This window comes from Bacillus sp. FSL M7-1020 (assembly GCF_038050415.1).
GTDB classification, from domain to species: Bacteria; Bacillota; Bacilli; order Bacillales; family Bacillaceae_G; genus Bacillus_A; species Bacillus_A toyonensis.
Genome location: NZ_JBBOTW010000002.1, coordinates 286,323 through 306,685 on the forward strand (window position 1 = coordinate 286,323; position 20,363 = coordinate 306,685).

Annotated in this window: 13 protein-coding genes and 1 pseudogene; 11 read left to right on the forward strand and 3 right to left on the reverse strand. The window is 31.5% G+C overall.

From position 1 onward, the window contains the following. Window positions 1-111: 111 nt before the first annotated feature. Together MHB70_RS28030 and MHB70_RS28035 are read right to left on the reverse strand one after the other, a co-directional pair. Window positions 112-3,189 (reverse strand): type IV secretory system conjugative DNA transfer family protein, encoded by a 3,078-nt coding sequence (locus MHB70_RS28030; protein WP_061530022.1) that lies wholly within the window; start codon window positions 3,187-3,189, stop codon window positions 112-114. Beyond that, window positions 3,161-4,711, reverse strand: a complete 1,551-nt coding sequence (locus MHB70_RS28035) for a replication-relaxation family protein (protein ID WP_061530023.1) — start codon at window positions 4,709-4,711, stop codon at window positions 3,161-3,163. Before MHB70_RS28035 ends, MHB70_RS28030 begins: the two co-directional genes overlap by 29 nt. Window positions 4,712-5,245: 534 nt before the next feature. On the opposite strand from MHB70_RS28035, the gene MHB70_RS28040 reads away from it, so the two are divergent. The 3 genes from MHB70_RS28040 to MHB70_RS28050 all read left to right on the forward strand — a co-directional run bounded on the left by MHB70_RS28040 (window position 5,246) and on the right by MHB70_RS28050 (window position 8,391). Then, window positions 5,246-5,932, forward strand: coding sequence for a hypothetical protein (locus MHB70_RS28040; protein WP_061530024.1), 687 nt, complete (start codon window positions 5,246-5,248; stop codon window positions 5,930-5,932). Window positions 5,933-6,508: 576 nt separating this feature from the next. Continuing rightward, the gene (locus tag MHB70_RS28045) at window positions 6,509-6,943 is read left to right on the forward strand and encodes a hypothetical protein (RefSeq protein ID WP_001006721.1); all 435 of its coding nucleotides are present in this window, start codon (window positions 6,509-6,511) and stop codon (window positions 6,941-6,943) included. Then, window positions 6,943-8,391, forward strand: a complete 1,449-nt coding sequence (locus tag MHB70_RS28050) for a cell division protein FtsZ (protein WP_001097026.1) — start codon at window positions 6,943-6,945, stop codon at window positions 8,389-8,391. Before MHB70_RS28045 ends, MHB70_RS28050 begins: the two co-directional genes overlap by 1 nt. A gap of 25 nt (window positions 8,392-8,416) precedes the next feature. On the opposite strand, the gene MHB70_RS28055 is transcribed toward MHB70_RS28050, so the two are convergent. Beyond that, window positions 8,417-9,166 carry a terminase gpP N-terminus-related DNA-binding protein gene (locus MHB70_RS28055; RefSeq protein ID WP_061530025.1) on the reverse strand — a complete coding sequence of 250 codons (750 nt, stop codon included), beginning with the start codon at window positions 9,164-9,166 and terminating at the stop codon, window positions 8,417-8,419. A gap of 2,844 nt (window positions 9,167-12,010) precedes the next feature. On the opposite strand from MHB70_RS28055, the gene MHB70_RS28060 reads away from it, so the two are divergent. From MHB70_RS28060 to tnpA, 8 genes and pseudogenes are all read left to right on the forward strand, one after another. Then, window positions 12,011-13,324 (forward strand): DUF3854 domain-containing protein, encoded by a 1,314-nt coding sequence (locus tag MHB70_RS28060; protein WP_061530026.1) that lies wholly within the window; start codon window positions 12,011-12,013, stop codon window positions 13,322-13,324. A gap of 340 nt (window positions 13,325-13,664) precedes the next feature. Then, complete coding sequence (locus tag MHB70_RS28065) at window positions 13,665-13,895, forward strand: hypothetical protein (protein ID WP_000532869.1); 231 nt, start codon at window positions 13,665-13,667, stop codon at window positions 13,893-13,895. Between the two features lie 22 nt (window positions 13,896-13,917). Continuing rightward, window positions 13,918-14,889 carry a sigma-70 family RNA polymerase sigma factor gene (locus MHB70_RS28070; RefSeq protein WP_061530027.1) on the forward strand — a complete coding sequence of 324 codons (972 nt, stop codon included), beginning with the start codon at window positions 13,918-13,920 and terminating at the stop codon, window positions 14,887-14,889. Between the two features lie 406 nt (window positions 14,890-15,295). After that, window positions 15,296-16,867: a hypothetical protein gene (locus MHB70_RS28075; RefSeq protein WP_097927647.1), complete on the forward strand. Its 1,572-nt coding sequence runs from the start codon at window positions 15,296-15,298 to the stop codon at window positions 16,865-16,867. 20 nt (window positions 16,868-16,887) lie between these two features. Beyond that, on the forward strand, window positions 16,888-18,615 hold the full coding sequence (locus tag MHB70_RS28080; protein WP_061530029.1) for an adhesin: 1,728 nt from the start codon (window positions 16,888-16,890) through the stop codon (window positions 18,613-18,615). Between the two features lie 292 nt (window positions 18,616-18,907). Next, window positions 18,908-19,429, forward strand: a pseudogene (locus MHB70_RS28085) (peptide ABC transporter ATP-binding protein). 23 nt (window positions 19,430-19,452) lie between these two features. After that, on the forward strand, window positions 19,453-19,659 hold the full coding sequence (locus MHB70_RS28090; protein WP_061530031.1) for a hypothetical protein: 207 nt from the start codon (window positions 19,453-19,455) through the stop codon (window positions 19,657-19,659). Window positions 19,660-19,962: 303 nt separating this feature from the next. Beyond that, on the forward strand, window positions 19,963-20,358 hold the full coding sequence (gene tnpA / locus MHB70_RS28095; protein ID WP_061530032.1) for an IS200/IS605 family transposase: 396 nt from the start codon (window positions 19,963-19,965) through the stop codon (window positions 20,356-20,358). Window positions 20,359-20,363: the final 5 nt, after the last annotated feature.

Genomic DNA, 20,363 nt, shown 5'->3' on the forward strand with positions numbered 1-20,363 from the left:
GCATAAAGAAATGGCCTCCTTGGGGAAAGTTACATATGACATAATAAAAAGGTATGAGTTTACGACCCACACCTTTTTACCAGTAGAAATATTCGTTATATGCTTAGTGTATCAATCATGATCAATGTCACCTTCGATATATTGACTGAGTTTATCCTTAATTGCTGCACTTTCTGGAGTTACTTCTGCCACTTTTCGATTTTTAAGTCGAGAACCTTCTTCTGTTGTATCAGAAGATAAGGTGTTTTCATCATCTTGAGATACAGTTGCAGCCATTTGTTGTTGTAACCATTGCATTGTTAAGTTAGAGGTTGTGTTTTTACCATTGATTTCTGCAGTTCGTTGAATTTCCTGCTCCTGCTGATTATGCGTTACAGTCAATGTGTAAGCAGGCTCTCTATATTGTGGTGTATGCTTCGCCCTTGGCACTTCTATTGGAGTTTCAGTAATAACTGGTGCTTTGTTGTTAAGTTCAATAGGTTCTCTATGTTTACTTGTATCTGGTACATTTTCTTTTTGAATATTGATTACTTCACTAATTTTTGCGGGTTCTGTTGTATTAGAAGTGGCAATTGATGCTGTAGTGTCCACCTTTTCTAGCTTAGGAGCAGAATTTCTTGAGTAATCTTGCACAGACTGATTATTTGTTAACTCACCTTCATTGTCAGTATCATCTTCATTATTATAAAAATCGTAAGTATCAGGATTTAACGTTTGTAACCAACCTTCTATTGCAGTAGGCGCTGTTTTAGGTGTACTCAATTCCTCAATTACAGTTTCTTCACTATCAACATCTGTATCTGTAACATAATCATCATATTTAATTTCCGTATTCAATGACTCTTCACGTACTTTTAGCCAATAAGCAGCTGCTTCTGCATCAACTTGAATCTTAGCGGTTTTAAACTCAGTGGCAGGAACAAAGTTTGCACTTACTTGTATTCCTCCTTGAGGAGCATTATCTTTTACAATTTTAGCAGCACACTGGAATGCTTTTTGAATCAATATATCATTTTCAGAAAGAATGGGTACCTCTGTTTTCGAATAAGAGTAGGATGTTCTACGTGTACTTTGAGTTTTCGTTTCAGCTGTTACCATATCAATTTCTTGATCACCTTCACGTGCTTCATAAATTGTTTTCGTACCCATAAGCTTACTAAACAATTTAGCATCTTCATTAGTGACATCACCATAAACAAGTTTATTACGAAATGTACCTAACAGGATATCCATGAATCTTGGGCCATGTTCAATTGCTAATTGGCTAATTGTTTGCGCAATAACAATTAAAGGTGCTTTATATTTACGTGATTGTGCAGGAAAACTTTTAAAGGCTTTATAAATGTAATCCGCAAACTCATCCACTAAAACAGGATGGTAAGGAGATACGTTAGGCTTACGACGGAAAACAGCATTCTGCACGGCATATAAACATAATTTACCGAATACATCAGATAGATCAGAAAGTTCCCCTTTTGCTGTATTGATTAAAAGGATACCACCAAATTCCAGGTGCTTCTCAAAATCAAAATCCGATGGACCACATAAAACACGTCGGAGCAGAGGTTGAGCAGAAATATCATTTAATGTATTTCGTAAACCGCGAACAAAGGTTTCTTGTTTATCAATAATCTTTGGCTGCCCATAGTATTTCCCTTCAGTATGATAAACAACTTCCCCTCCCCCACGACCGCCAGAAATTTCAGGTACATAATTTAAATCAAACCATTCATCAACTTGCTTCATTATTCGCCAATGATTTCGTTCATCTCTATCAGGTATAGATTCAATATCATTTGGAAGTCGCTCTTTTAACTTGAGATGCATCTCAAAAACGAGATTAGCATCATTATACAAATCAATTAAATGTTCAAATCTAGCTTCAAATTTTGAATCATGGAGTTTTAACAAGTAAATATGTTGTTTAAGATGCGAACGCTCAGATTGAACAAAGAAAGGATTTCCTGCGCCATTATCAGAGAGCCCCGTTAATACTGAACATAACATCTCAGCAACTTTATCAACTGGACCACGTACAAAATTTATTGAAGGGGTATCAGGATTTGTTGGATCTAAATAGAAAATAACACTTTCGGGAATCTTGTGTGCCAATACCAATTGATATACCTTTTCGCAGAAGTCGTTAGATGGCTCGATAACTGTAAGACCATTTATCTGCGTTCCTTTTACATCCTCTGAATGATAATCTTTTCTTGCATATAGGGTTTTAAAGTTATTAATCATTGAAGCCATATAGTCAAGAATTTGATTGGCAATTGGCAAACCTAGTGCAGCTGATTTACCTGTACCAATATTACCGATGATCATTATGTTAAGTGTTAAAGACTTGCCCTGAATAACTGCCATTTCCCGTGTAGCACTGTTAGGACCAAGAAAAATATCAGGTTCTGGCAATTTTGATGGATTTTTTTCAGTGAAAAATTTGTGTAATGAAGTAGCAAGTTTTCGTTGGCGATCATCATTCAAAAAGGAAAGCATCCAACCAGGTATTTTAAATACGTATTCCCATTTTCCGAATTCATCTAAAAGCTCTTTTTTATGTTCATAAAAAATCTTAAAGAGCCATAAGAGTACGAGAATAATAATAATTACAGGTATAGCAAATACAAGGTGCATGATATTACTGAAATTTGAAAGGATAGTATCTTCTAATCCTTTGTCATTTAGTGAAACCTCTCCAGCTTTCGAGTTTAAGAATGGAATAAATATCTTAGCTAATGGAACACTAAACGCCCATAAGAACTGCGCAACTATACCGATTAACATCATCGAGAAAATAAACCATCTACTCTTTATCTCCTGATAAGTTTTAACCTTGGTTGAAAGCTGCCAAGTATAAATTAAAATCCAAAAGCTAAAAAAGGTTTCAATGTAATAATTAGTTTTGAACGGATTACCGAAGATACTTAAGGTAGGTAATGGAACGCCCATTTGTATTGACCAAAAAGAAGCGTATTTATATATTCCCCTGAAAGCGAAATACCAAGCTAGCAGCAATAGTAAAGTTACAACATAGTAAGATGAGCGAGCTACTAAACGATATTTCCAGCTTTTTGTAATATCGATTGTAACTGTATAGGAATTTTTCTTGCTCCTCCCGGCTTTTGGATCCTCCCCATTACCTGGTGTATTATTAAGTTCAGCATTCTTTTGAACTGCGTTCTCCAAATTCTTGTTTCACCCTCTCTTTTAAAGAATAAAAAGAAGCGGTGAAATTAAGCAATTCAGCAGAAGTAGCCAATAATATATTCTCTGGTGCTATGGAATTGTGATACAAATCAGTAAAAATAGCCTGCTGCCCATGCTCTAATTCGTTCGCTTCATATATCCCCAATATTTTAATTGGGTTTAGTGATCGGTGTTGATTTTGCATGGCCAACAATCCTGATAATTGTTGTAATTTAAAGTGTGTGTTAACCTCCCCTACCTTAAGTATTGTTAATATACAAACTATTTCTAAGTAATCTAAAGATTTTTTTTCTTCATCAGATGTTTTTTTTCGTAATACCAGAATGTCATCTGTTAGCTCAAGTAGTTTAGAATGCTGAACCCCTTTCGCTTGCATTTCATTTTTATTAGATATCCACTCTACCGAATAAGGGAAAGAAGAATTTATGCTTAAACGTTCAGTGATTTTTTTGATTAGGTGACTTTTGCTTAAACTATTAGTTTCGCGAATTTCTTGAAGAATATTATTTACTACAAGTGCAGAACTACCCATATTGCATACGTAAACATTGAGGTTGTTTAACACACTTAAACGTGGAATATTACCAAAAGCTTTTTTTAAATTGGTAACACGTGTGGTCCGTTTTTTGTAAGTAGAAATGGTATGGTAGGAGTCATCAATAATAGAAAATAACACGTAATATTGCTTAGATTGGTTAGCAGCAGCGATATCGAGATATTTTTTTAATTTATTTTCTAAAAACGGAATGTTTTCCGATCCTGTATCAACTTCGATATTGATAATAGAATTGTTACAAGTAATAACCCAATCAGGAATTAGTAATGGGTTTCCCTTTGAGTCAGGATAAAATTCTTTAGATGGACGAAATGAATATACAAGTTGAGGCAGATCTGGTAGGAAAGAAACGGGTTGAAGTTCTGGCTGAAACACTTCACGGTATTCTTCATCTTCATATAAAAAGTAGACATCTTTTGAATCGGAATACATCAGGTGGGGCAACTGTAAGTTTTGCTTTACAATTTGGCTTAGTGGAAAGAGATAATCTCCATTACCGCCTACAATTGCGCCGGCATGTTCATTGTTTGATTCTGCTTTTAGTAAATTTAAGACAAATTGCGTGATTGCTATATTGTGTTCATATTGCCTTTTAGTAACAAATGAGGTGCTACAATCAGAAAGTAATTTTAATCTATATAATATTTCAGCTCCTTTCAAAGAGATAGAAACGAAATCTAGTGTGAAGCCTCGCTTTTTTCTCACGCTTATATTTTCCTTTTTTAGTAATTTCATTTTTGCCCATTTAGTTAACTTTGATGAAAAAGTAGTTCGACTTATAGGCCCCCCACTTATCAATTCATAAAATTTACGTAATTGAATTTGAGATACTGTTCGCTGTTCATATAAAAATAAAACTGTAAAAATATCAGAACGATTAAAATAAACTCCACGATCATTTTCTCCAACGATATATTTAACTGCATGATTAAATGATTTTTTCAATTTTAAACACTCCCCTGATATGGAAATAAAATACGGAAACTTGCATAAAATCGATTGCAACTATCCAAAAGCCAACCTAGACTGATTGGGTAAATAAAACATTTGAGAACATAAAAATGTTTTAAAAATATTTTAACTGAAATTTACAAAAAAACAACTCGTTATCCATCAAGACTCTGGATTTAAAAACACGTAATACATCTTCATGTAGGTCTAATAAAAATCAAATGTAATAAGGATCTATTTACTATTAGGGTTCGTCATATATCCTTCGACATAAATAAAAAGACATGTGACGAAGCTAAAAGATAAAAATAGAGTTCGTCATATGTATTACGTCATATCTGTGTAGAGTCCTCAAAATACATAAAATACAGAGTGAATATATTTTTGAATGGATGAAATTCAATATTGAAATGAATGTTAAAAATTTTTGGATGTAACTGTTTATTAGGAGGAAAAATCACATCATAAAAGAAATAAGTAAATAATTATAATAAAGTAAATGAAAATTTTGTATATTTCGTATTTTGCATGTTACAATCTGATTTAAGGGGTGAAAAAATGCGGAATTGGAACACAGAATATGGGTTAATAAAAAAGATTATACAAAGTGAATTTGAAACAGACTTTTTTTATAACAAGGTAACTAACACATTAAATAACGAATATGAGATAATTCCATTACAGTTTGCTGCTCTAGATCCTTATAAAATCTACAATACTTCACAAGTTAGTAGAATATTGAGACTAAAACCTAATAAATTAAGGTATTTAATTAACAGATACGGTGAATACATCCAATTAATAAAAAAAGGAACTAAATATATTATTTCATTTAAAGCTGTATACAAGATTTATTTAGTACATCTATGTTTAACAAAGAAATTAATTAGTTTATCTGAGTTTAATCGCTTTATGGCTTTACATGTGAGTTATAGTGATTATATTGATATGAAATTGACAAGTTATACTGACAAGTTTGTAGAATTTAATTTCAGAGAAAAACAAATGAATGAAAATGAATCACAATTTTATGTGTTATTTCTGCAAATCTCAGAAATAACTACGGAATTAATAAAAGAAATAACGAAATATAACATGACATTAACATCCCCTTTACTTTCTGTGGACAACCAACAGAAAAATGAGTTATTAAAAAAGAAGCAGGATCATAAAGATCTGTTTAATAAACTAAGTGTTTTATATAAAACTATATAGTTAAAAGAGTAATACTTAAGAAGTATTACTCTTTTTTTATAGGGTTAAATACACGTTTTATTGATAAGTCTTTCATATAAGTCCTTTAAATAGGACGTGTAATAATTCATGGTAATATTCTATTGACATAAAATTAATATAAAATCAAATAAAACCTTTAATAATAAGTGTTTGTCCATACGTCTTATATATAGTTTTTATATATAAGACGTATAAATCAAATAACCTTGATAATAGTACGTTATTTTAGGAGTATTATATATTGGAATTATAATTCCAGAAAAAATATACATAAATACTGCACTCATATTTATTATTTAATAGTTATTGTTAGTTATATGAAACCTGATATTAACATGTTTTATTTACTGCTTATATGAAAGACCTTCATGTACGTCTTATATATTTGACGTTGATATATAGGACATTGTTTCGATTTTACATTTTGTAAATGTTATATAAGTCTTGTATATAACAACTTAATATAAGTCTTATATATAATGACTTGATATACGTCTTACAATGATGTAATATATTTTTAGGAATAATTAACCAACGTTTTAAGGGGGGGACAACTTGAACGAGGTATTAAGTGAAAAATATAAACAAAACAAATTCACTGAAGAAGTTGTGGAAATGTTTGCAGATATTATTGAAGGAGACGAAATACTCTACAATGTATTTCATTACATAGGATCTCAAGTAAACAAACAATACCAAGAGACAAAGTATATGAGAGGAATCTCAATAAATGAAATAGTAGAAAGTGTTGTTATTGATAGGAGAGTAAAGAAACCTAAAGGTAAATCCTATTCGTTAGAACTTGAAAGAACTAACATTTCAAGAAGATCGGCAGAAGGTAGTGTTGCTACTTTAGCTTCAATGTCATTAATAACAGAAAAAATTATGCATCCGTATAAGTTTTTAATTTCAACTATTAGGGGACAACAAGTATTAGTTGAATTAGGGAAACGTAAAAAAAGTAATGAGAATAAGGGAGAGATAAAATAATGGCAAAAAACTTTCTAAAAAACGAAGTAGCAGTGAAAATGACTATGGTTGGTTTTGGTCAAGCTGGAACTAGAATGGTAGATAAGTTTGCTGAGTATAAGCATACAGACGGTACAGCAGTTTATAATTGCCTAGCATTGAATAGTAATGATGGGGATTTAGCTGAACTGAAAAATGTACCGAAAAGTAACCAAGTTTCACTAAAATTAGGTGGTTTAGGTAAGAATCCTGAGCGTGCTGTAAAGGTTTTAGAATCTAATGAAGAAGCTAAAGATAAACTAAAAGAATTTATAACGGAACGTGTTAGACCAACTGATGAATTAGTACTATTTTTTGCAGGTTTAGGCGGTGGTACAGGTACATCTACAATTATTCAAGCAATTGAAGAATTCTCCGCTTTTCATAATAAACCTGTAATTGCTGAAGAACTTAAAAGTATGGCAATGAAAATTCCTAGAGAAGAATTAATAAAAAATCAACAAAAGTATGCAAGAATTGCTTTCAATAATGCTATTGAGCGTAAAGATTTCATTAAAATGGGTATTGTAGTTACACTTCCAGTTAGAGCGGATGGGCCTGATGTACTAAGACAGGTGAATAAATTTTCACAAGAAATTTGGAAGTTAGCTAATGATCCAGCGAAAGGCGTTGCATTTGTTGTATTTGCAGATAACCAACACTTCTATGATGAGTTTAAGGGATTAAACGAAAATGAGAAAAAAGGCATTGGAAACTCACGAGACTATGCAAACCAACGCATTGGAGATATTATTCATGAGTTAAATACAGCTGCAAATGGTTCAGGAACATCAGTAATTCTAGATTCTCAGGACTTTAAACGAATTTTACTAGAAAGAACAGGCTGTTTAGTAATTAATAAGGTTTCACGTAATATGAATCAAATTGAAAACAGTAAAGAAATTGTAGATATGTTCTCAGAATCATTGAAAGGAAGTTCATTCCATCACCCTATTGACCTGATGAAGACAAATGAAAATGGAGATTTAGAGGCATCAAAGGTACATCATTTTGGGATGTTAGCAATTTTAGATGAACAGAAGAACATTGATGATTCATTTATGGATGATGCAAAAGTAGAAGTGACAAATAAACTACCAATCAATGGAACTGTTTTTAATGGTTATTTAGTCAGTAAAAATGACTTTATGGGCAGCGTGTATACTTTCTATAAGACAGATGCACTACCATCACGATTATCTAAAGGATTAGTTGAAGAATATAATGAATTTAAAGAAAAACAAAGCCAAATCCAATATACAAAGTCTCAAATTAATACAATTGAAGCGCAAGACTTTGATGATGATTTCAATATTAACTTTGGTGATTACTTTGAATTAGAACCAGTTAAAAATGAAGAGCCACAAGCGCAAAATGATGAAGAATTAGCAGCATTTATGGATCCAGATAAGATGTTTGGATCAAAATAAAAAATAAGCCTGGGATTTTCCAGGCTTATTTTTCTGTTTTCATTACACTTTTCATATATTCAATCATGTTCTCATCAATATAGTTTTCTATAAAAAGTTGTTTTCTTGCAAGATCTTCCTCTTTTTTAAACCAGCCAACTTTTTTAATACGAGTTTCTTCTGGTTGTGCACTCCACTCTCTTTCAGCTTGTTTTCTTAACTCTGTACGTGCTCTATGTTGAATTATCATATTATCTAGTCTTTCTTGTCTTTGGCGCTCTTTTAACATTTCAGGGTCTTCTGGTTCAGGTAGCACCGCACGTATAGCATCTTCAAACTTTCCTTGATACTCTAATTCAATGTTTTGTAAATGCATTTGAATCTTTTGCTCTACTATTTTCTCAATAGTCGCTGCAGCTTCCTGCATGTTTAATGGGGTTGAGACTTCACCAGTTTGATTTTCTGGAGAAACTGGTCTTAGTTCGAATTGATGTGGTAAAAGCTCAATAATTGCATCTAGCGACCACTTTTCATCCCTCTTTAGCTTAATAAATAAAGCTATGTCTAAATCCAGTGTGTTATATAGCTTTTCATTTGTATTATTGGTTCTTAATGTTCCGTGTAACCCCTTTTCCTCTAGGGTATTGAACCAATTGTACACAGTGTTATGATGTCGGCCTACTAGTTTTGAAAACTCTGTTATTCGCCAAGCTTTTTCAAAAGCATCTTCATGACTAGAGTTTGTATTATTTGACTCCATATGTTCATTTGTATTTTTGTTATCTTGTTCAATCATCGTTATACCTCCTTGAAATATAATGGCCACAATAAAATGGAATTAACATATAAAGTGAGATTAACATGTTAAGTGTTTTTCGATAATATAAACCCGAATCCCTTTATTAATTAACATTCACATGAAACGTATCATTAATATGTAAAGTACCACTTGTTAACATGAAGTTGATAAATAAAGGGTTTGGAATTAACTATTGTTAATATCTTGTTAATAATTCGTTAGTTGTTAATGATTATTGTTGCTATGAAATTAACAAATTAGTCTACAATATATTAATGATAAGAAAATATTAGTGATTTGTAAATAAATTATGAGGATATAGTATTAAACTTAAAGACTTAAAAGCTAAAAAGTATGTATAAATGTAAAGCGAAAAGCCAATACTAATAATAAATAAAGGCCTATATTTATTATAATTTAAGATACTTGGTAGTATAAAGCTAAGAACTGTATAGTTAATTAGTTTCAGCAGGTCTTTAGAATGCACATGAAGGTTATTATAGGTTATTGAATTAGTGTTAATACGGTTTAATATAAACTCGCTTTTTCTAGTGGGCACCGCCCTTTACAAGTGATCTCTATATAATCAAAATTGATTCATACAATTGTTACTTTTAAATCGGAAGTAATAAAAAGCAATTTATTGTTTTTAGCCACTATCAAAATGCTTTCAAGAATGATATCTTTCCCGGTTTATCCAGTGGATTTCGCTATAGAAAAAAGCCTTTTAATAAATGTAGAACTTAAAACTCTATTTGTATGTATATTCTCAACTTTAGAATTAATAATTGTTAATGTCATGTTAATACGTATTGGGGATAGTTGATATGATGCTATCATTAATTGATAACTAGCCCAATCAACATGTCAATCTCAGGTTATATATCAATGATAAATGAAGAGAAAACTATTAATTTTTGTGTGTTACTAATAAGAAACTATCAATTGTATGGAGTTCTTGTTGGTTTCTAGCTACAATTAGAGTTCTTTTGGGGTGTTTTCTTTTTTTTAATAGAAATCTGTGGTGGTAGATAAATTTTTAACTAATGCGGATCTTGAAAAAAATGAAAGTCACTTCTATGACCATTTCAACTATCTAATTGTTAATGTCATATCGATGTTAAATACAAATTGTTAATATGACATTAACAATAAAAGAGCATTTCTCTCTATGTTTGAATTTTAGATTATATATCAATGATAAACAAGGTGTGAAACTCATTGAATTGCTGTCGTCATTTATTATTGCGATTAAATTTCAACTATTTTTTGATAGTGTGAAAACATCTTCTTGGATATATCATTACTAGATTCGCTTCGAGCAAACCGCCACAGCAGAAAATTTTCATCAATATAGATTTTGAAATCTCGAAAGTTATAAACATTCCTTCTTTTTTGATACCGAATTGTTAATGTTATATCAATATCAATTAGAATAATATTGATAACAAAAGAAAACAAGCACTCAACATGTCAATCTCAGATTATATATCAATGATAAATGAAGGGAAAACTGTGGTGGTAGGTAAATTTATAATAAATAAAGATCTCGAAGACTCGAGACCTTTATTTATGCGTATTTCAACTACTTAATTGTCAATGTTATATCAATGTTAATTCCAAATTGTTGATATGAAATTAACAATACAAACTGTCTTCCTTTATATGTGCTGTTTTTTAACTATATGTAAATGATAAATAATGGGTAAAAATCATTGAATTGCTGTCAGCATTTATTACTCGATTAAATCTTTAACTATGTTTTGATAGTGTCGAAACATTTTTTAGGACAGATCGTTACTAGATTCGCTTCAAGAAAACTACCACAGAAGAAAAATTTCAGCCAATATAGATTTTGAAATCTCGAAAGTTATAAACATTCCTTCTTTTTGACACCGATTTGTTAATGTTATGTCAATGTTAATCAGAATGATATTGATAACAAGAGAAAATAATCACTTAACATGTTAATCTCGGTTAACATGTTAATAACAAACGAGAGATTAAAAATCAGTTATCTTTCCATTGGTATCAACATGAGATTGATAGTTTCGTGTTGTTTCTTTTGTATATCTTACTAGCATTGAAACATTTTCAATGCTAGTTTATTAATTAACATACTTCTATACAATCCGTTGCAATAGGCTAATGTTCAACTAATATAGATCTTGAAGTTTTGATAGGCACAAACATTTTTGATAAGCGTCTGCTTGTTAATGTTATGTTAATGTTAATTGATAGATACTGGCATTTAAGTTGGTGCGATTCAGTTGACATGTTAATCTTGTTTGATATGTCAATGTCAAACATGGGTAAGATGTATTGATTTTCTGTTGATATCAACATGAAGTTGATAATTATATAATTGTTTACAAGGGATTGATTATGGTTAACAAGAATGCGCTTAATAGTGCAATTAATTGATTAGTAGGTTATATATACTGTATCAAAAAAATTCAGCAGAGAAACATTAGTGAACCGTAAATAACGGGTATCCTTATAGCTTGGTAAATATAGATTGCTAAAATAGTATCTGATTCTGAAGAAGTTCTCGCTTCAAAAGGTCCAAAAGGAGTTAAATAGTGAGAGGCCCATGTATAATTATAGTGTGGGGTTTAATAATATTTAGAAGATTATTGATTAAGTGAAGAATATTATAATTAACCTCTAGATTAAATTTATAATTTTTAGTATATTCTTATTATAAAACGTAAATTTTTTTATGTTCTAGTGATTACATGAAGCCCTTCGGGTTACGGATTAAATTACACGTTTGTGTGGTATTTAACCTCCGTATTCCAAAGGGCTTTTTTATTTGATTAAGGGAAAAGGAGAGATGTTATGTCAATTGAAAAGTTAGCAGCAAGTAGAATATTAAGACCAGTGAGAAGCATGAATAAGGGGAGTAATGAGAGATGGTTTGAATATTATAGAACAACATGCCCTATATGTGGTAAGCAAGGATGGTGCATGGTTAATGATTCTGAAACCAAAATAATATGTGGACGAATTTCATCAGAAATAGTATTCGGGGAAGCAGGCTATCTGCATATAGTAGCTGAAGATCAAAAAAGGGGATATGACTTTTCTCAAGATCAGATGATTAAAGAACATAGGAAGAAAAATGATTACACCCTTGATATTATTTACACTTTATTCTTAGAATCTTTAGACATGCGAGATGAACATATTAAAATGTTAAGGGGATCAAAACGTAGGATTACAAGGGAAGTAATAAATGTTAGAAATTACAAAAGTTTTCCTATTAAACCTTGGGATACTACGAAAGAGTTAATAAAAAAAGTAGGAGGGAAAACAAGCTATATTGTTGGAATTCCAGGATTTTATGCAAAAGAAACGAAGGATGGAAGATATTTCACGTTTGCAGGTAGGAGAGATTCTTTATTAATACCGCAGAGAAATATATATAATCAGATATGCGGTTTTCAATGTAGAATTGATGATCCTGAGTATATGACAGTTGTAAAAAATCATAAACCAAGCTTTAAGGCAGAAGTTATAGAGCAACCCAATACTATAGAGGTGACCTATAAAATCAATGGGAAGATAGAGTCTATATTTAAAGATAAAGTCGATGTTAAAGAATGGTATGAAATTAATTATGAGGGTGAAAAATTAGGTGAAGTACAATTAAAGTTAGAAAGTAAATATATTTGGATCAGCTCAGGTGGGAGATTTCATGGAACAGGAGTTGGGAACCCATTGCCAATACATGTAGCAGTACCTAGTCTAGAGCTGAAAAATTGGGAACGTGGAGAATTAATAAAAAAGGATAATGTATGGATTTCAGAAGGGGGTCTAAAGTCTGATATTGCTGCAGAAAACTTAGACGAGCTACTAACAAATGAAGAAAAATTGATGTATGGTACCACAGTCGTATCAATACCTGGGGTTAAAGTATGGAAAATATTAATTGAACCATTAAAAAAAATGAGAGTTAAACAGGCAACGTTCGCTTTAGATATGGATATGATTATAAATTCAGATGTTCAGCGGTCGTTATTAGAATGTGCGCAAACGCTTTATCAAGAAGGAATAAGTATTAATTATGCAAGTTGGGATATTAATCTTGGAAAGGGGCTAGATGATTTACTGTTAAACGATTATATTCCAGCAATAGAGAAAGTGAGATAAACGCTATTGTTCAAAGAGGAAACTAACTTGTCAATGAAAGGATAGCATTATTAAGTTTTGAATGAATATTAAAAAATAGAAATTCTTTTTGATATTTAAGTAAAGTATTAAAGTAGATTTATATAAAAATATGTAACACCACTATAAGAAGATAATGACGAAATAGATACCTTTAAGCTTTAAGATTGTTCTAATAATTAATTTTACATTTTTTGTAATCGTATATATATTATATATAGGGGAATTTTGGAATAAATCTAATGGGGAAGTTTCGTATCTATGTAGTATCAATATTAGTCTTTAATTGCTAAATTCTATTCATTTATACGAGGTGAATCAAATGGGGAGAAAAGTTGATAGGAAGAAATCAAAAGAACAGTTTTTATATGAAAGAAAAAAACAGTTAGAAATAATGGAAAGCATCAGCAGCATCTGTAAAGGATGCGATATATATAATGAGTTAAAAAAGACGAAATCACGTAAAGAAGTTGCTAATACATGTGCAAAGGATTGCAATTTAATAAACAGTTTACAAGAAGAGACAAAAATATTTTTAGAAACACTTCGCTAAAAAACAGAAAGGAGGAATATGTATGAATCAATCATATAGCAGTTTAAATCGAGACCAATCACTAACAAGAACTATAAATTTAGGTACTACTGCAAGAAGTATTGGGCCGCTGGTTAAACCTGAGGATGAAAATTTTGAAGTCAAGGAGATTTGGAATTATAAAGTACTGTCAAAGCAAGAGAGTTTAAATTTATTTCGAAGGTACAAACATGGTGAAAAGGATCTACGTGAATATTTGTTCCATGTAAATATAGGCCTAGTACTATCTATTGCAAGAAAATATAAAAAGAAGCACCCAGAAATAGAATTTGATGATTTGGTTCAAGAAGGTAATGAGGGAATGTTGCGAGCAATTGAGGATTTTGATCCTGATTTAGGTTATTGTTTTTCTACATACGCTTACTGTTGGATAAAAAAGAGTATGTTAGGGTTTATATGTAAAAAAAAATATGGGCCTTTTAAAATCCCTAACTATGTGAATCAATTTAATGTGAAATATGTTGAAATCGAAGATAAATATTTACAAATGCACAACAGAATCCCTACAGTTGAAGAAGTAGTAAAAGAGTTAGATGTAACTAGAGAAAAGGTAGTTCGACACAACGTATATTATAATCGGGTTACTACTATGACTTTAGATATAGATACAATAAATGAAGATATAGGTATACTGAACTCATTCTGTAATGATAATTCAGCAATTCCCTCCACAAATGAGATGATAATGGAGGACTTGAATTACGAGATATGGATAATATTTGATGAAGTATTAAATCCGAAGCAAAAGATGGTACTAAATCTATGTTTTGGTCTACTAGATGGTAAAATTCATTTGCATAAAGAAATTGCAAAAGCACTTATGATTACAACTGAAAGGGTATCACAATTAAAAGATGAAGCGATTAATAGATTGAAGAAATGCGACTATAAAGATGAAATTTTTAATCTATTACATGAAAAGTTGAAAGTAATGGATGAACTTAATATGGCGTGAAATTATATATTCGTATTTATTAGAATATACAGTGTAACGAGCGTATTGTATTTTTTAATAGCTATTTCACAAAATTTTGCCCCTCGAGTAACGTGAATTACAAAATTGTTATTTAATTTTGTAATAATACGAGACTATGAGGTTTTTTTGTATCTAAAAGGTGGAAACAAAGTGATGTATTAAGGGTATAACATATATTATAACCTTAATAGATGCAAAATAAAAAAGAAGGATAAATGGGTGCTACCTGTTTATCCTTCTTTTTATATATCATGCTTAAAAAAATAATATTATCTTTTTTCCCTTAGTTTTTCTAAAGAAATATCTCATGATTAATTATGAAGGATAAATAATTTAATTACTCTCATTTATGAGGTACCAATAGAAAGGAGGCCATTGTTGTTATATGCAAAATAATAGAAAAAGAAACGTAATTAAAGAAAGGATTAGACAAGAAAAAGAACGACGGGAACGATTACTAGCAGAGGAAGAAGAACAATATGGGGATTTCCATAAGGATCAAGTAAGTGAGCAATTTCAGCAAGAGCATTTAGAACAACCACTGAAACAAAGCGAAGAAAGTGTAAATTTATGTACACCTAAAAATGAGGTTTCAAATAATAATCCGGCTCTTGATTGGATTACAACAATTCAAAAACAGTCAGGCACTTCTGAAAGTGAATTTAAAATAGAAGAAACACGTAGGAAAGCGAAAGAAGAAGCAAGGAAACAGGCAGAAGCAGAAGCACGTAGAAAAGCAGAGGAAGAAGCAAGGAAACAGGCAGAAGCAGAAGCACGTAGAAAAGCAGAGGAAGAAGCAAAGAAACCGGCAGAAGTAGAAGCACGACGGAAAGCAGAGAAAGAAGCAAGAAAACAGGCAGAAGTGGAAGCACGACGGAAAGTAGAGGAAGAAGCAAGGAAACAAGCAGAAGTGGAAGCACGACGGAAAGTAGAGGAAGAAGCAAGGAAACAAGCAGAAGTGGAAGCGCGACGGAAAGCAGAGGAAGAAGCAAAGAAACCGGCAGAAGTAGAAGCACGACGGAAAGCAGAGAAAGAAGCAAGAAAACAGGCAGAAACGGAAGCACGTAGAAAAGTAGAGGAAGAAGCAAGAAAACAGGCAGAATTGGAAGCATGTCGTAAGACAGAGGAGAAAAAACTTGAAGAAGTAAGAAAACGTAGATTAGAGGAAGAGAAGAAAATAGAAGAAGCACAAAAGAGACAAAAAATAGTAATAGCCAAAAGAGAATCAGAAAGTGAGGAAGTCAATTTAAATAAAGAAACAAATCCGTCAAATGAAACTAGATTTAAACAAGAAGAGAAAGTAGTATTCGATAAAAAAGGAATCTTAAATAATATGAAAAAATATAAGTACGCTATTATAGGAATCGCATCGATTGTTTTATTAATATTAGCAGGTTTTGCCTTTAGCAATTTGAAGAATTCACAGGCTGCATCTGTAAATAATGTAAATAGGTTAGAAGTTAATGTGAATTTAATAAATGGATTAAGATTATCTGCAATTCAAAAATATCAAGATGCTGCCTTGGAATTTGATAAAGTGGATTATAAAAAGTTAGGAAAAGATGATAAAAAGGCAGTTTTATTTACTTATCTTTTAAGCGGTAAAGCACAAAAGGCTATTGACTTAGAGCAAGATTTTGCAGAATCAGTAGTTTCATATTATATAGCTGTAGATAACTTGAAAAAGGTAAAAGAACTTAAAACTAAAAATCTACTAATTCATTTTGAAATTGCCGCGTTAGATAACAAACATGAAGAAGTTATCAAATTAAGAGATCAAGTGCCACTAGATGGCAGAAGAGAAGGAATTATTGTTAATAGTTATTTAAAATTAAATAAATCTGAGGAAGCTAAAAAGTTTGCTCAGAAAGTTGGAAATAAAGATTTACTTGAAAAAATTAATAATTCTGCACCCAATAGTTCTGCTACCTCTGTAGCAACTATTAGTGCAGGTTAAGTAATGGGGAGGAATTGATTGTGCCATTAGATTATTCGGAAATTTTTAAGAAAGTTTTATTTGCTACTACTGCTACTACCCTAAGTGTTGGGGTAGTTTCAGGCTGCTCGCTGTTTTCTTCGGAAAAAAAGAGCACCAAAACAGCATCAGTATCTAAAAAGAAAAAGGATACTGAAAAAGAAAAGAAGAAAGATGAAAGTAAGGATGAAACAACTGAGAATTTAAATGCTAATGATTTCGATGAAATCATTGATAATGCAAAACGTAGCTCAGATCAAAATTTATCTGAAATCATTGAAAATAACAAAAACAAAAAGAAATTTGATGATTTAACGGATTCAATTGCGACCGCGGCTATAAATTCAGATAGAAATCTAGCATCAGTTATTGACAGTGATAAATCAAATAATCGTTTTTCAGATTTAAATACTTCAATAGCATCCGCAACAAACAATCCTTCTGTCTCGGATAATAAGGACAGTAAGAACTTTGTATTTGGTGGCGATCTAAATATCAATGATGGAGTTGCTAGTGCAAATAATTTAATACCCCCAATTAATAATAATAAAAAGCCACCAGCTTCTGGAGACTCTAATGGCGGAGGAGATACAAAACCACCAACAGGCGGCGATGGTAACGATGGTGGTACAACAAAACCAGAGAAACCTGAAAAAGATACAGTGGCACCAGTAATTACAGCAAAACAAGGTGTGAAAGTATATGTCGGTGATGGTCTAAGTGTAGACGATTTAGTAGAAGTAAAAGATAATAAAGATCCAAATCCAGTAGTGACAGTAGGTGCGTATGATACAAGTAAGGCAGGGGAAATTCAAGTAACAGTAACAGCAACAGATGCATCAGGAAATAGCTTAAGTACAACAGTAACCGTTAACGTAGTAGAGAAAGAAGAGGAAAAAGATGCAGAAGCACCAATAATCACAGCGAAGCAAGGTGTGACAGTGCATGTAGGAGATAGTCTAAATGTAGGAGATTTAGTAGAAGTAAGTGATAATAAAGATCCAAATCCAGTTGTAACAGTGGGAGATTACGATACAAGTAAGGCGGGAGAAATTCAAGTAACAGTAACGGCAACAGATACATCAGGAAATAGTTCAAGTACAACAGTAACCGTTAACGTAGTAGAAAAAGAAGAGGAAAAAGATACAGAAGCACCGGTAATTACAGCAAAACAAGGTGTAACTGTACATGTAGGAGATAGCTTAAATGCAGGAGATTTAGTAGAAGTAACTGATAATAAAAATCCAAACCCAGTAGTAACAGTAGGAGCGTATGATACAAGTAAGCCAGGTACAATATCAGTTCAAGTAACGGCAACTGATAATGGGGGTAACAGCTCAACTGCAACGGTAACCGTTAACGTAGTAGAAAAAGAAGAAGAGAAGGATACGGAAGCACCAGTAATTACAGTGAAACAAGGTGTAACCGTACATGTGGGAGATAAATTAAGTCCAGGAAGTTTAGTGAGTGTAAAAGATAATAAAGATCCAAGTCCAGTAGTAATAGTAGGGACGTATGATACAAGTAAGCCAGGTACGATATCAGTTCAAGTAACAGCAACTGATAAGGCAGGTAACAGCTCAACGGCGAAAGTTAACGTGGTAGTTCTTGAGAAAGAAAAACCAGAACAAAAACCAGAACAAAAACCAGAACAGAAAACTGCAGGAACGATTTCTAAAGAGCAAGGTAATGGTTTACTTGTATCAAATTCTAATGGTGTAGCTAAATAAAATTTTAGCATAACGACAAAAAATTAAATGTACCCTATCGAATGGTTTATAGCGTAGAATTATCTTGTTATAAAATTAATGAATTTAATATTCAGAATATTATTGTTTTTGTGGATGGAATTTGCTAAAATTAAGTATACCTTTTTAAATTTTTTATATCTATAACTACTATAGCCCTTTCGGGGTTTCGATTTTCTAAGATAGTTTAAGTATTTTAACTTTACTTTCTCTGAAAATATAACTCTGAAAAGGGCCTTTTTGCGTTTTTTGGAGAACATTACATTGTGAAAGGATGAAGATTAAGAGATTGTTTTTATTGTTAGGCTTTTTAGCTATGATGTTTATTTTTTATAACACCTTTATAAAATACAAACATCAAACAAATGCTTTAACTCCAATCAAAGTAGAAGATTTAAAATATAAAATTCAATACGATTGTTTGTTTGAAGTTGAATTATCACAAAATGTGATTAATAACCTAGGAGGGCAATTCAAATTAATATTTGATGATATTGATAAGAACGGCCACTTAACCATTTTTCAAAATAAAAAAGAACTAGAAATGCTTTTAGGAAATCATGTAACTATTGCAGAATTAGCTGATGGATTTACATAAGACTATTTTAGTTTAAATAAGAATTACAAAGTTACTTATGAAAGTAAACCAAGTCAATTTAATTATGAAAAACCAAGAACTGTTAAAAAAATAAAAAAAGGATTGTTTTTGGTAAAATAAAACGACTTAATTCTGGAATTTAAATATGTACCAGAAATAGATGGATTTCGAATTTCTGAGATTACATATTTAAAATAAAAAATTATTGGGAGGGAGTTATTATGTTATTACAAATTAGAACTGTTATTGCTGATGCATTAAGAATAGATGAAGAAGTGAATGGCTTTTTGAAGTATTGTGCTAATTACGGGAAAGTAGTTAAAGAAATAACACCAAGCGGGTTCATGGAACGTGAACAAGGCCAACCGCTTTTGGTTATGGTAATAGAATATGAAGAAAAAAATGACTGCGGTTATGAAAAAGACTAGGATTGATTCCCTGTCTTTTTTATTTTCTAAGAAGTGTGGATATACCGACTATGAAAATTATAAAAAAGTGGCCGTCTTTAATTAAAAAGAATATGAGAATTCTTGGTTAGAAATGAATAATTGAGAATTAGATGGGGCTGATTTAACGAATTCCCCGAAAAAATTCTCCTTCCTCAAGCGTGTGAATGGTATAGCCTAACAATAGGTGGGAAATGAATTTCGGTTTGGCGTAGCCAAAAGGTTTTGCTTTTTATTTTGTCTCCAATATAATCAGTCTTATAAATTATAAAGGATGGTATATCAATGAAATTAGATGGTAATAACCATTCAGTATTCTCGTTGTATTATCACTTTGTGTTTGTCGTGAAATACAGAAGAGATGTGTTTGATGATATGTCAGGCTATGCAAAAGATATGTTTGTTCGACTATTTGAAAGCTATAACATGACATTAGTTGAATGGAATCATGATGTAGACCATGTTCATATTTTGTTCCAGGCGCACCCTAATACAGAAATGACAAAATTTATTAATGCTTATAAAAGTGCAAGTTCTCGACTAATCAAGAGAGACTTTCCAAAATTAAGAAAGAAACTTTGGAAAGAGATGTTTTGGTCAAGAAGTTTTTGCTTACCAACTACTGGTGGTTCACCAATAAACGCAGTAAAAAAATATATTGAAAATCAAGGTAAAAAGTGAGGTGG